Consider the following 13819-nt stretch of genomic DNA (forward strand, 5'->3'; position numbering starts at 1 on the left):
GCGATGATGACGACCTTGCCCACCGACGTGGCGCGCCTGCGCGCGGCAGTCGAATTCGTCAGGGAACAGGACACCCCCACCCTGCTCTCGCTCCTGCTGCCCGGCCTGGACGGCCCTGAACTGCGCATGCTGGTGGACCGTTGCCGCTTCGCACACGCCGCGCTGCTCGTCTTCCCGCCGCATCCGCAGGCGCTGCGCGCCACACTGGCGGAGTGCGGGCTGGCCTCGGACGCCCCGGCACAGCCGAGTGTCGTCGTCCGTGACCGCCTGGCCCTGCGTCACGGACGCGTGGCCACGCAGCTCGACGTGGAGATCCTGCGCCCCACGGTGGTGGGTCTGGACGGGGCACGGCGCATGGTCGAGGTGTTCGCACTTGCCGTGCCGGAGGGCTCGGACCTGACCCGGCTCGCCGAGCACGAGCGCACCTGGCAGCACGAGGCGCACCTCGCCTTCGAGGTCGAGGGCCCGGACCCGCTGGAGCTGCGCGGCCTGTGCGCGGCCTTCGGACGCTACGGGGCGGTCCCCGACGGCGGGGGCTACACCCCGCACGAGGACGGCACGGTGTTCTACTTCGCCGCACCCGCCGAATCGAAGGCCGGGTATCAGCGGGTGGAGCTGTACGTACCCGGAGACCACCGGGACGTGCTCGCCGCCCACCTGGACGAGCACCGCGCGCGACAACCTGCCGAATCGCTCCTGCGCCTGCTGACCGGAGCATGGACGACACAGGCCCTGGCGGCGTTCGCGCAACTGCGCCTGCCCGAGGCCATGGAGGTGACGACGGGGATCGGTGTCGAGGTCCTGGCACGGACGGTCGGTGCCGAGCCGGAGAACCTGGCGAGGCTGCTGCGATACCTCGCGATGCTCGACGTGGTGGCGAGGGACCGGACCGGCTACCGGCTCACCGAACTCGGCGCGCTGCTGCGCGCCGACTCGACGGGTTCGATGCGACCGCTCGCCCTGATGTACGGAGGCCCGTTCTACCGGTCCTTCGCCGGCCTGGCACACACCGTGCGCACGGGAGACGTCGCCTTCGACCACCTCTTCGGCGAGAACCACTTCGACTACTTCGCACGCCACCCCGAACTCGCCGAACTCTTCGACCGGTCCATGGCCGCAAGCTCGCACATGTTCGAGCCACTGCCCGCGCATCCGGTCATCAAGGCCGCGGGCCAGGCACCCGTACCCAGGACCGTCGTCGACATCGCGGGCGGGAACGGGGAGCTGCTCGGCCGCATTCTCGCCGCGCATCGGCGTCTGCGCGGCATTCTGCTGGAACGCCCGCACGTCATCGAGGGCGCCCGCCGCTCCCTCGACGCCGGCGGACACGGCGACCGGTGCGCCTACCGTGCGGGCGACTTCGCGGACGTGCCGGCGGGTGGGGACGTCTACATCCTGTCGCGTGTGCTGCACGACTGGGACGACGACCGCTGCCGCGAGATCCTGCACCACTGCTCCCGCGCGATGCCCGCCCACGCCGATCTGCTCATCGTCGAACGCGTACTGCCCACCGACGGCTCGACCTCGCTGGCCACCGCGTGGGACCTCCACATGATGTGCAACGTCGGCGGCCGCGAACGGCGCGCCGACCACTACGCCCGACTGCTGGACGCAGCGGGACTCACACTCGTGGACTGCTCGCCGCTGCCCCTCGACGGCAGCGTGCTGCACGCCCGAAAGGCCTCTGCGTTCCAGCCTGCCGTGCCTGTGCGCCTCGCCTGATCACGCCTGGTGGCGCGTACTTCGGCGGCAGGTCCCAGGAGCGGACGGCAACGGCCCGCGCTGTCACATTCATTGACGAGTGCATGGCTGCTCTGTAGCTTCCTTTCAGTTCAAGTTGCGACTTTTGCATCGAATCATTGGCAATCTCACTAGATCGACACTGAGATTTTCCGCGCCGTCGCCAACGCACCGAGTTCGTCAGCCCTCGCATCCGTATCCCCACCCCTTCAAGGAGCCGAGGACGAGGATGAGAACCACCGGAAGATCCTCCGCGCTGCCCGCTTCGGGCCGGCAGCGAACCGCCGTCGTCGCAGTGCTCAGCATGCTGGCAGCGCTGCTGGCAGTGCTGCAGGCCGTACCCGCCCACGCCGCCGGGACCGATCTGGCGGCGGGCAGGACCATGAGCGCCAGCAGCTACACCCAGACCTACACGCCGTCCAACGCCAACGACGGTGACCAGTCGACCTACTGGGAGAGCGCCAACAACGCCTTCCCGCAGTGGCTGCAGGTCGACCTGGGCGCGACCACCAGCGTCAACCAGCTCGTGCTGCAGGTGCCGGTCGCCAACTGGCCCGCCCGCACCCAGACGTTGTCGGTCCAGGGCAGCACCGACGGCAGCAACTTCACCACCATCGTGGCGTCGGCCCCGTACACGTTCGACCCGGGAACCAACAGCACGGTTACCATCAACTTCGCGGCGACCGGCACCCGTTACCTGCGGGCGCTGGTCACGGCCAACACCGGATGGCCGGCGGCCCAGGTCTCCGGGTTCCAGGTGTACGGGCCGAGCACCACCGACACCACACCTCCCACCGCGCCCGGCACCCTGTCCTACACCCAGCCGCAGGCCGGCCGGATCGCCCTGTCGTGGGGAGCGTCGACCGACAACGTCGGCGTCACCGCCTACGACGTCTACCGCAACGGCGCGTTGGCCGGCACCGTCGGCGGCACCACCTTGACCTGGACCGACAACCAGCCGGGCACGGCGACGGTGTCGTACTACGTAAAGGCACGCGACGCCGCCGGCAACGTCTCGCCCGCCGGCAACACCGTCACCCGCGACGGCACCGGCGGCACCGGCACCAACCTGGCGCTGCACAAGCCGATCACCGGTACCCCGTACACGTACATCTACGCCCCGGCGAACGCGAACGACGGCGACCCCACCACGTACTTCGAGGGCTCCTCGTACCCGAGCCGGCTCACCGTACAGCTCGGCGCGAACGCCGACGTCACCTCCGTCGTGGTGAAGCTGAACCCGGCCTCGGCCTGGTCCACCCGCACCCAGACCATCCAGGTGCTCGGCCGTGAGCAGAGCGCGACGGACTTCACCGGCATCTCGGCCGCGCAGACGTACACCTTCGACCCCAGCACCGGCAACACCGTCACCATTCCGGTCAGCGCCAGGGTCGCGGACGTCGAACTCAGCATCACCAGCAACAGCGGAGCCCCCGGCGGCCAGGTCGGCGAACTCCAGGTGATCGGCACGCCGGCCCCGAACCCCGACCTGACGGTCTCCGCGTCCTCGTGGTCCCCGTCCGCCCCGGTGGAGACCGACTCGGTCACCGCGTCCGCCACGGTCGCCAACGTGGGCACCGCGGCGGCTCCGGCCTCCGACGTCAACTTCTACCTGGGCAGCACCAAGGTCGGCACCGCCCCCGTCGGCGCGCTGGCGGCCGGCGCCTCCACCAAGGTGTCCGCGGCGATAGGCACGCAGACGGCCGGTACGTACCAGCTGACCGCCAAGGTGGACGAGGCGAAGAGCTTCATCGAGCTGGGCTACGACAACAACGCCTTCACCAACCCGGACAACCTTGTCGTCGCGCCGGTACAGAGTTCGGACCTGGTCGCAACCGTGGACTGGACCCCGAACAACCCCTCGGCGGGCAACAACGTCACGTTCTCGGTGACGCTGAAGAACCAGGGCACGCTCGCCTCGGGCAGCGGTTCCCACGGCGTCACGCTCACCCTGCTCGACAGCACCGGCAAGACGCTCACCACCCTGACCGGCTCCTACACCGGCACGATAGCCGCCGGCGCCAGTGCTCCCCCCGTGAACCTGGGCAGCTGGACCGCCGTCAACGGCAAGTACACGGTGCACACCGTGATCGCCGTCGACACCAACGAACTGTCGGTCAAGCAGGCCAACAACACCAGTGACCTCTCGCTCTTCGTCGGCCGCGGCGCCAACATGCCCTACGACGTCTACCAGGGTGAGGACGGCCAGATCGGCGGCGGCGCCGCCGTGGTCGGCCCCAACCGCACCATCGGTGACCTGGCCGGTGAGGCGTCCGGGCGCAAGGCCGTCACCCTGAACAGCACCGGCGCCTACGTCCAGTGGACCACCCGGGCCGGCACCAACACCCTGGTGACCCGCTTCTCCATCCCCGACGCCCCCGGCGGCGGTGGTGACACCGCCACCCTGGACGTCTATGTCGACGGCACCTTCCTGCAGACCATCACGCTGAACTCCAAGTACGCGTGGCTGTACGGCGCGGAGACCGGCCCGGGCAACGATCCCAGCGCCGGATCGCCGCGTCACATCTACGACGAGACGCACGTGCTGCTCGACCGGACCGTGCCCCAGGGCAGCGTCATCAAGCTGCAGAAGGACTCGTCCAACACCTCGCAGTACGCGATCGACTACATCAACACCGAGCAGGTCGCCCCGGTGGCCAACCCGGACCCGAACGCCTACCTCACGCCGGCCGGCTTCGGCCAGCAGGACGTGCAGAAGGCGCTCGACACCGTCCGGCAGGACACCACGGGCAAGCTCGTCGGCGTCTACCTGCCCGCCGGGCAGTACCAGACCACCGGAAAGTTCAACGTCTACGGCAAGGCCGTCAAGGTGGTGGGCGCAGGCCCCTGGTACACCCAGTTCAACTCCCCGGCCACGTCGGAGAACTCGGACGTCGGCTGGTCGGTGCAGAGCAGCGCCAACGGTTCCACTTTCCAGGGCTTCGGCTGGTTCGGCAACTACACCTCCCGCATCGACGGGCCCGGCAAGGTCTTCGACCTGACCGACGTCTCCAACATCACCGTCGACGACGTCTGGATCGAGCACCAGGTGTGCGCCATCTGGGGCACCCACGTGAACGGTCTGAGGGCCACGAACATGCGGATCCGTGACACCTTCGCCGACGGCATCAACCTCACCAACGGCAGTCAGGACAACCTGGTGAGCAACGACGAGGCCCGGTCGACCGGCGACGACAGTTTCGCACTGTTCGCGGCCCAGGAGCACAACTCCTCGGACCTGACCGGCAACACCTTCCAGAACCTGACCGCGCTCACCCCGTGGCGGGCGGCCGGAGTCGCCGTCTACGGCGGTGAGAACAACACCCTGCAGAACCTGTACGTGGCCGACACGCTGACCTACTCGGGCATCACCATCAGCTCGCTGAACTTCGGCTATGCCTTCCAGGGATTCGGCACCGAGCCGACCACCGTCCAGAACGTCTCGCTGGTGCGCGACGGTGGGCACTTCTGGGGCGGCCAGGTGTTCCCCGCGATCTGGCTGTTCTCCGCGACGCAGCCGTTCCAGGGGATCCGGGTGAACGACACCGACATCGTCGACCCGACGTACGCCGGCATCATGTTCCAGACCGACTACGTGGGCGGCACGGCGCAGAACCCCGTCAAGGACACCGTCTTCACCAACACGTCCATCACCGGGGCACAGCAGAGCGGAGACGCCTACGACGCCAAGTCCGGCTATGGCATCTGGGCCAACCCGCTGCCCGAGTCGGGACAGGGCCCGGCCGTGGGCTCGGCGACGTTCAACCACCTGACCGAGACCGACAACCACGTCGACGTGTACAACCCGACCACGACGTTCACCATCAACGTCAATCCCTGACGGTGCAGGATCCCCGGGGGCCGGCCCACAACCGCGTGGGCCGGCCCCCGGGCCGTCATGCTCTCCACGGTCGGGCGCCGATTCCTCCAACGGTGCCGCCGAGCGCACGAGCACTCGGCGGCACCGCGGGTTCGGGTCGGATCAGGTGTTCCAGACCTGGAAATCGGAGATCTGCCCCGCCGGCCAACCGGAGTTCGCCGTGATGTTCACCCGGAAGTACCGCAGGGTGGTCGCGGGGAAATCGATGGTGACCGTGTTGTTCGTAGCGGGGTCGAAGGTGTAGCTCGCCGACGCCTTGACGGTGGTGAAGGCGGTGCCGTCGGTGCTGCCCAGCAGCGACAGCGTCTGGTCGCGGGAGCCCCAGCCCGCGGGCAGCTTGAGGACCACTCGGGACGCGCTCTGCTGCGAGCCGAGGTCCACCTGCACCCACTGCGGCAGGGCGTTGTCGGCGCTCTCCCAGTAGGTGGACTGGTTGCCGTCGGTGACGTTCGACGAGGCGTACGTCTGGGTGTGGCTGGACTCGCCGGTGGCCTTGCCGGCCGCGAGATCGGTGCTGACCGTGCCGGATCCGCCGCCGCCGGGGAACACCTCGAAGTCCGACAACTGAGCCGCGTTCCACCCGGTGTTCGCGGTGATGTTCGCCCGCACGTAGCGCGCCGTGGTGGCGTTGAAGGTGATGGTCACGGTGTTGTTGTTGGTGTTCGGATCGAAGGTGTGGCCGGCGGGCCCCACGATGGTCGAGAACGTCGAGCCGTCCGTGGACCCCAGCAGTGACAGGGTCTGGGTGCGGGCCCCCCATGCCGTCGACGGCGGCAGCCTGAGCACGACCTTGCCCACGCTGTAGCTCTGGCCGAGGTCGACCTGGGCCCACTGCGGGAACGAGCCGTTGGTGCCCTCCCAGTAGCTGGAGGCGTCGGAGTCGGTGAGGTTCGAGGCGACGTACGGGCTGTTGCTCGAACTCGTCGACGCCGGCCGGCCGGCCGCCACGTCGGTGCTGCTGTCGATGCCGCTGCCGGCGAGGGCCACCGTGAGCGGGTTGTTGTTCGCGTTGCCCGACACGGTGAGGGTGCCGGTGCGGGATCCGGGGGCGGTGGGCTTGAAGGTGACGCTCACCGTGCAGGACGCGCCGACGGCGATGGTGGAGCAGTTGTTCGTCTGGCTGAAGTCACCGCTCGCCGCGACGCCGGACACGCTCGCCGTGGTGGTGCCGGTGTTGGTCACCGTCACCGTCCTGACGCCGGCGGAGGAGCCGACCACGGTGCCGGGGAAGGACAGGTCCGCCGGGTCGGCGCTCAGCACGGGGCCGGCGGCGGTGCCGGTGCCGGAGAGGCCGACGGTGTTGGTGGTGCCGCCCGTGTCGACGGTCAGCGTCCCGGTGCGAGTGCCGGTCGCCGTCGGCCTGAAGGTGACGCTGACGGTGCACGAGCCGTTCGCCGCGACGGAGCTGCCGCAGTTGTTGGTCTGGGCGAAGTCGCCGCTGGTGGAGATGGAGGAGACGGAGGCGGAGGAACCGGTCGGGTTGGAGACCGTCACGGTCTGCGCCGCGCTGGTCGTCCCGTCGGCCTGCGAGCCGAAACTCAGCGCGCTGGGGGAGGCGGTGACCGTGGTGGCCGGATAGGGCGGGTAGACCGGGGTGGGCCACCCGCCGCAGTACGCGGTGCCGCCGATGCCCGAGTTGCCGCCGCCGTCGGTGACGCTGAAGTTGCCGCCCTCGCAGCTGTAGACGGGGGCGGGCCCGCCCACACCGGTCGCGGTGACGTTGGTGAAGCTCGCCGAGCCGCCGGTCTGCTCCTGAAGGGCGAAGGTGCCCGTCCCGGCGATGGTCACGTTGTTGAGGTGGACACCGCTGACAGTGCCCTCGACCCACTGGACAGCCTCGTAGGGGCTCTGCTGGATCAGCGCGTTGGTCACATTGACCGGGCCGTTGATGGCCCCCTGGCTGCCGTCGAACCACAGCGAGCCGACCCCGAACTGCCAGTTGGGGTCGAGGCTTCCGTTGCGGATCAGCGTGTTGTCGGAGATGGTCGTGGTGCCGACCGGGGTGGAGCTGAAGCGCTGTCCGACGTGGATGCCGCCACCCTGGGTGATGCCGGTGTCCTGCACCAGGTTGCCGCTCACGGTGTTGTCGTGCCCGCCGTAGATCGCGATGCCGTTGGCGAGCATCTGCAGCTGCACCGTGTTGTCCGAGACGGTGTCGCCCGCGTCCGCGCCGATGCCGGCGTCGGCCCAGGTCGCGATGCCGTCGTCGCCCGTGTTGCGGATGTCGCTGCCGGTGACCTTGGAGTTGGTCACACCGCCGTGGAAGTTGATGCCGTCGGCGGTGGTGTCACGGATCCGCATCCCGCTGAAGGTCAGGCCGTCCATCGGCCCGTCCATCCAGGCGCCGACCTTCTCGTGCTCGATCCACACGTTGGACACGGTGGAGTTGCTCATCGCGCCGCCGATGCCGTTCACCTGCGCGCTGTCGTTGCGGTCCTGGACGTCGCCGGAGATCGCGAAGTTCTCCAGGTGCACGCCGGTGCTCGGCGACGGTGCCGAGTTGCCGTAGAAGCCCGGCGCCGACCCGGTCACCGTCGAGTACCACATGCCGGCACCGGCGATCGTCACGTTGTTCACCGCGATGTGGCCCGGGATCCTGTATGTGCCCGGCGGCATCCACACGGTGCCACCGGCACCCGCGGCGCTGATCGCCGAGTTGAAGGCGCTGGTCGAGTCGTTGACACCGGTCGCGTCCGCGCCCTTGCCGGTCACCGATACCGAGCCGGCCGGCTGCGTCAGCGCGGCACCGACCTGCTCGAAGTCGGCGAAGTCGATGGTGTAGGACGATGCGGTGTCCTCGGGGTCCACCTGGAGCGTGAAGGTGGTCCCGGCCGGATATGTCTGCGTGAAGAGGCGATGGGCCTCGTCGAAGAAGTGGTGCGGGTTGCTGCCCGGGGTGTTGGTGAAGGGGTAGCTGCCGTAGAACCAGCTGTATGCGTTGGTCAGGGTGAAGTCGCTCTGCTTGGTGCCGTTGATGTACAGGGACAACGGCGCGTTGTAGACCGACCCGTTCGAGCTGTCCGGGATGCTGTACCGGAAGTTGATCGAGTTCGTCGCCACCGGGGTGGTGAAGGTGACGTACTTGCCCGCCCCCTGCAGGGTCACGGCCTTGCGGTAGGAGGCTTCGTCGGCCAGCTGGCCCTGGGTGTAACTGGGGCCGATGACACCGCCGTTGGTGGCGGCGTTCTCCGCCTGGACCTCGACATAGGGCAGGGCGGCACCACTGCCGCCGGTGGCGGTCGCAGTGGTGGCGGTGGTGGTGGCGGCCGATGCCGAGGGCGCCGACAGGAGGACGCCCGTGGCGACCAGCAGTGCGCCGGTGCCACTCAGGGCGACCGCGCGTCTGAGTGTGTGGAGGAACTGGAACAAGGGTTGCTCCTTGGGGCCGAAGCCGTCGTGAGGCGTGCCGCCGCCGGGTGGGGTGCCCGAGGCCAGGTGCCCTGGGGCACGACGCAGCGCTTCGCCGGCCCTTTGCGGCCGGGCAAGGCGGATGGAGCAGGTGCGAACAGATGGAGCGGGAGGATCCGATCACAGGCGGCGGCGCGTGCAGCACCGTATTGGCTCCGACAGAGTCGAGCAATATTCGGACCAGATTTTGTTTCATGCTGACTTTTTCTCGTAAGATATGGATCTCCGGCGTTGTGAGCCTCCTTGTCGTCACTGTCCCGACGTCCTTGCTGCAAGTGCTGACGAATTTTTACGTCGAACTGTAAGTGGATTGCGGATCATGCCCTAGGCTTGAGCCATGACGCGACGACTTGCCGAGGTGGCCAGGAAAGTCGGGGTCAGTGAGGCGACGGTCAGCCGGGTGCTCAACGGCAAGCCCGGTGTCTCCGAGCAGACCCGCGAGGCCGTGCTGACCGCCCTGGACGTGCTCGGCTACGAGCGCCCGACCCAACTGCGGGGCGAGCGCTCGAGACTGGTCGGGCTGGTCCTGCCGGAGCTGCAGAACCCCATCTTCCCCGCCTTCGCCGAGGTGGTCGGCAGCGCACTGGCGCAGCAGGGCTTCACACCGGTGCTGTGCACGCAGACGGCGGGCGGTGTCTCCGAAGCCGACTACGTGGAACTGCTGCTCCAGCAGCAGGTCTCGGGCGTGATCTTCTTCGGTGGCCTGTACGCCCAGGCCGAGTCCCCGCACGAGCACTACGAGCGGCTGTCCCGCCGTGGTCTGCCGACGGTGCTGATGAACGCCGCCATACCCGACCTGGACTTCCCGCAGGTCAGTTGCGACGACGCGGTCGCGGTGGAACAGGGCGCCGGGCACTTGCTGTCGCTGGGACACCGCCGGATCGGCCTGGTGCTCGGACCGCCCGATCACATGCCGTCGCGGCGCAAGCTGGCGGCGGCCCGCACGGTACTGGACAGGGCAGGGCTGGAACTCGAGGAGGAGGACGTCGCACACGCGCTGTTCTCCCTGGAGGGTGGCCAGGCCGCGGCTGCGCGCCTGCTGCAGCGTGGTGTCACCGGCGTCATCTGCGCCTCGGACCCGCTGGCCCTGGGGGCGGTGCGCGCTGCCCGCAGGCGCCGGCTCGATGTGCCCGGGGATGTGTCGATCATCGGCTACGACGACTCCTCCTTCATGACCTGCACCGATCCGCCGCTGACCACCATCCGTCAGCCCATCGAGGCGATGGGCCGCGCCGCCGTGGAGCTGCTCGTGGGAGAGCTGGCCGGTGCCAAGGTCACCCACGACGAGCTGCTCTTCGAGCCGGAGCTGGTGGTGCGCGGATCCACCGGTCTGGCGCGGAGGGAGCCCAGCCGCTGACGGAGCACCGACTCGCAGCGCCGACAAGGGCCGTACCCCATGGGGTGCGGCCCTTTGCGTTGTCCGTGGCGCGACCCATCACGTTTCTACGTTGAGTTCTTGCAAACTACCGTCGAGATATTGCGCGACCGACGGGTTGGTGCTTGAGTGAGGCGCGCCACATCCCACGCACTCCGCCCATGAAGGGGTCTTCCACTCATGCGCAGATCCGCAGCGCTGCTGATCGTCGGCGCTCTCACCCTGACCGCCGCCGCCTGTTCCAGCTCCTCCGGCGGCGGTACCAAGCCGAGCAACGGCAAGGTCACCATCTCCATCGACTGCGCCCCGCCGAAAAGCCGCCCGACGCAGCAGAAGCAGTGGGCCGACGACATCGCGGCCTTCGAGAAGCTGCACCCGAACATCACGGTGAAGAGCATCGACACGTTCCCGTGCGAGACCCCTGAACTGTTCACCGCCGCACTCAAGGGCGGCACCGAGCCCAACGTCTTCTACACCTACTTCACGGACAAGCAGCAGGTCCTGGACGCCGGCCGGGCGGCCGACATCACGCAGTACGTCACCTCCGGGAACCTGCCGGTCAAGGACGACATCATGTCCTCGGTGTGGGACACCCAGAAGACCGACGGGAAGGTCTACGGCATTCCGCGCACCAACTACACCATGGGCGTGATCATCAACCGCAAGCTCTTCCAGAAGGCCGGACTCAACCCCGACCAACCGCCGCAGACCTGGGCCGAGGTCGAGGCCGACGCCAAGAAGATCGCCGCCCTCGGCAAGGGCATCGCGGGGTACGGCGACTACAGCGCGGGAAACAACGGCGGCTGGCACTTCACCGCCGAGATCTACGCCCAGGGCGGCCGGATGGTGAGCGACGACGGCACCAAGGCGGCCTTCAACAACCCTCAGGGCCTGGCCGTGCTGCAGAACCTGCACAAGCTCCGCTTCGACGACAACGTCATGGGCAGCACCCAGCTCTACAAGTGGGGCGACCTCCAGAAGCAGATGGCCGCCGGCAAGCTGGGGATGTACATAGCCGCCCCTGACGACATCACCTACATGGTGCAGAGCCTCGGCGCCCACTACGAGGACTTCGGCATGGGCCCGGTACCCGGCCAGAACGGTCCCGGCGCCGGCACCCTCACCGGCGGCGACGACTACATGTTCAACGTGAAGGACACCCCCGAGCAGATCAAGGCCGGGATCCAGCTGCTCAGCTACCTCTGGCTGACGGAGGGCCAGGGCCAGCAGTACAACTACCCCCGCTCCAAGGCCTCCGGCCAGGCGGTCGGCCTGCCCGAGCCGCAGCTGTTCCAGGGCGCGACCGCTGCCAAGGACGCCCAGCTCAAGGCCGCGAACGCCACCATGTCGGTGAAGGCCTTCGATCCCTTCGTCAAGGCCAATGTCCCCGGCGTGACCGAGCCCGGAAACGCCCAGGCCATCTACAAGATCCTGGACACCGCGATGGCGTCCGCACTGACGAGCCGCGACGCCGACCTGAAGAAGCTGCTGGACACCGCCGAGCAGCAGGTCAACCAGGTCCTTGCCAACGCCCAGTAGCCGCAAGGGGCGCCAGGCCCCGGGACGAGCAGCCTCCCAAGGAGATCGACGATGGCGGTCGTGACCGCATCCTCCGGAACCGACGCGCCGCCCGCCGCCGCGGCGGCCGGCCGGGCCGGGACACTGCGCAGATCCGTACAGCGCAACCTCACCGCACACGGCTTCCTGATCGGCGCGGTGCTCTGCTTCGCCTGCTTCCAGTGGTATCCCATGGTCCGCGAAGTGATCATGAGCTTCCAGAAGGCGAAGGCCGGCAGGACCACCTGGGTCGGCCTGCACAACCTCGACCAGATCGTGCACGACCCGAGCTTCTGGCCGGCCTGGCGGAACACCGCCGAATTCACCGGCCTGGCCCTGCTGTTCGGATTCGCGCTGCCGTTCGTCACGGCCGTGGTGATGAACGAACTGCGGCACGCGCGCGGCTACCTGAGAATCCTGGTCTACCTGCCGGTGATGCTTCCGCCGGTGTCCTCACTGCTGCTGTTCAAGTACCTGTACAACCCCGAGTACGGGCCGATCGACCGGTCACTGCAGCTGCTGCACCTGCCCACCTCCGGCTGGCTGCAGTCCCCGGACATGGCGATGCTCGCCGTCGTCATCGCCTCCACCTGGATGAACATGGGCAGCGCCACACTGATCTACCTGGCGGCGCTGCAGAACATACCCGGTGAGCTGTACGAGGCCGCCGAACTGGACGGCGCCGGACTGCTGCGGCGCGTCTGGCACGTGACGATCCCACAGACCCGACTAGTCCTCTCGCTGATGCTGATGCTTCAGATCGTCGCCACCATGCAGGTCTTCGTCGAGCCGTTCATCCTCACCAACGGCGGCCAGGGCGTGGAGGGTTCGACCACCACGGTCGTCTACCTCATCTACCAGTACGCCTTCAACTTCTCCAACTACGGCGCCGCCTGCGCACTCGGGCTGCTCCTGCTGCTGGTGCTCGCCGCGTTCTCGGTGATCTACGTGCGACTCAACCGGAGGCTGGAGTCATGAGCGACACCCGCACCCTGGTCAATCCGGCCCAGCTGAACCGCACGCTGTACCGCGCGGCACTGATCCTGGTCGTCGTCGCCTTCACGCTGGCCTTCCTCGGCCCTCTCTACCTGCTGGTGACGGGCGGGCTCAAGGGCACCACCGAGTCCATCCAGACCCCGCCCACCTTCTACCCGCACCACATCGAGGCCTCCAACTACAGCGACGCATGGTCTCGCCTCAACATCGCCCACCTGCTGCTCAACACGCTGTGGTACGCCTTCGGAGCACTCGCCTTCCAGCTCGTCCTGGACGTCGCGGCGGCCTACTCGCTGTCCAAACTGCGGCCGGCGCTGGGCAACGCGATCCTCGGCCTGATGCTGGCCACCCTGATGATCCCGGCCATGGTGCTGGTCGTCCCGCAGTACCTGACCGTGCTGGACCTGCCGCTGATCCACCAGAACCTGCTCAACTCGCCCTGGGCGATCTGGCTCCCGTCGGTGGCCAACGCCTTCAACATCTACCTGCTCAAGCGCTTCTTCGACTCGGTGCCCCAGGAACTGCTCGATTCCGCCGCCATCGACGGCGCCGGACCGCTGCGCACACTGCTCTCCATCGTGCTGCCCATGTCCCGGCCGATCATCGGTGTGGTGTCCATCTTCGCCCTGGTCAACGTGTGGAAGGACTTCCTCTGGCCGCTGCTGGCCGAGCCCGACCCGACCAGGCAGACACTCAACGCCGGCATCTACTCGCTCTCCCTGGGCGTGCCGGAGAACGTGCTGATCGCCGCCTCGGCCATCTCCGCCGTGCCGACGGTGATCTTCTTCCTGATCTTCCAACGCTCCATCATGTCCGGGCTCACCGCCGGCAGCCTCAAGGGCTGACACCATCTCCCGAGGAGA

At 68.1% G+C, this 13819-nt stretch carries 7 protein-coding genes; 6 read left to right on the plus strand and 1 reads right to left on the minus strand.

Annotated features, from left to right (window positions below; translation table 11 throughout):
• The first annotated feature begins 3 nt into the window (after window positions 1-3).
• Together GQF42_RS36920 and GQF42_RS36925 are read left to right on the plus strand one after the other, a co-directional pair.
• The gene (locus GQF42_RS36920; RefSeq protein ID WP_158927207.1) at window positions 4-1722 is read left to right on the plus strand and encodes a methyltransferase; all 1719 of its coding nucleotides are present in this window, start codon (window positions 4-6) and stop codon (window positions 1720-1722) included.
• Window positions 1723-1969: 247 nt separating this feature from the next.
• On the plus strand, window positions 1970-5581 hold the full coding sequence (locus tag GQF42_RS36925) for a discoidin domain-containing protein (RefSeq protein ID WP_158927209.1): 3612 nt from the start codon (window positions 1970-1972) through the stop codon (window positions 5579-5581).
• A gap of 141 nt (window positions 5582-5722) precedes the next feature.
• Here GQF42_RS36925 and GQF42_RS36930 read toward each other — a convergent pair whose 3' ends face one another.
• The gene (locus tag GQF42_RS36930) at window positions 5723-8989 is read right to left on the minus strand and encodes a discoidin domain-containing protein (RefSeq protein WP_158927211.1); all 3267 of its coding nucleotides are present in this window, start codon (window positions 8987-8989) and stop codon (window positions 5723-5725) included.
• A 376-nt stretch (window positions 8990-9365) separates the two neighbouring features.
• On the opposite strand from GQF42_RS36930, the gene GQF42_RS36935 reads away from it, so the two are divergent.
• From GQF42_RS36935 to GQF42_RS36950, 4 genes are all read left to right on the plus strand, one after another.
• The gene (locus tag GQF42_RS36935; RefSeq protein WP_158927213.1) at window positions 9366-10385 is read left to right on the plus strand and encodes a LacI family DNA-binding transcriptional regulator; all 1020 of its coding nucleotides are present in this window, start codon (window positions 9366-9368) and stop codon (window positions 10383-10385) included.
• Between the two features lie 198 nt (window positions 10386-10583).
• Window positions 10584-11942 carry an ABC transporter substrate-binding protein gene (locus GQF42_RS36940; protein ID WP_158927215.1) on the plus strand — a complete coding sequence of 453 codons (1359 nt, stop codon included), beginning with the start codon at window positions 10584-10586 and terminating at the stop codon, window positions 11940-11942.
• Between the two features lie 51 nt (window positions 11943-11993).
• Window positions 11994-12938, plus strand: a complete 945-nt coding sequence (locus GQF42_RS36945) for a carbohydrate ABC transporter permease (protein WP_158927217.1) — start codon at window positions 11994-11996, stop codon at window positions 12936-12938.
• The gene (locus tag GQF42_RS36950) at window positions 12935-13801 is read left to right on the plus strand and encodes a carbohydrate ABC transporter permease (protein WP_158927219.1); all 867 of its coding nucleotides are present in this window, start codon (window positions 12935-12937) and stop codon (window positions 13799-13801) included. The genes GQF42_RS36945 and GQF42_RS36950 overlap by 4 nt, the downstream gene beginning before the upstream one ends.
• Window positions 13802-13819 lie beyond the last annotated feature (18 nt).

This window comes from Streptomyces broussonetiae, assembly GCF_009796285.1.
In the GTDB taxonomy this organism is placed as follows: domain Bacteria; phylum Actinomycetota; class Actinomycetes; order Streptomycetales; family Streptomycetaceae; genus Streptomyces; species Streptomyces broussonetiae.

Excerpts from the sequence above, each read along its gene's own strand:
- GQF42_RS36940 (WP_158927215.1), top strand. The coding sequence starts at position 10,584 with ATGCGCAGATCCGCAGCGCTGCTGATCGTCGGCGCTCTCACCCTGACC.
- GQF42_RS36935 (WP_158927213.1), top strand. The coding sequence starts at position 9,366 with ATGACGCGACGACTTGCCGAGGTGGCCAGGAAAGTCGGGGTCAGTGAG.
- GQF42_RS36925 (WP_158927209.1), top strand. The coding sequence starts at position 1,970 with ATGAGAACCACCGGAAGATCCTCCGCGCTGCCCGCTTCGGGCCGGCAG.
- GQF42_RS36920 (WP_158927207.1), top strand. The coding sequence starts at position 4 with ATGATGACGACCTTGCCCACCGACGTGGCGCGCCTGCGCGCGGCAGTC.
- GQF42_RS36950 (WP_158927219.1), top strand. The coding sequence starts at position 12,935 with ATGAGCGACACCCGCACCCTGGTCAATCCGGCCCAGCTGAACCGCACG.
- GQF42_RS36945 (WP_158927217.1), top strand. The coding sequence starts at position 11,994 with ATGGCGGTCGTGACCGCATCCTCCGGAACCGACGCGCCGCCCGCCGCC.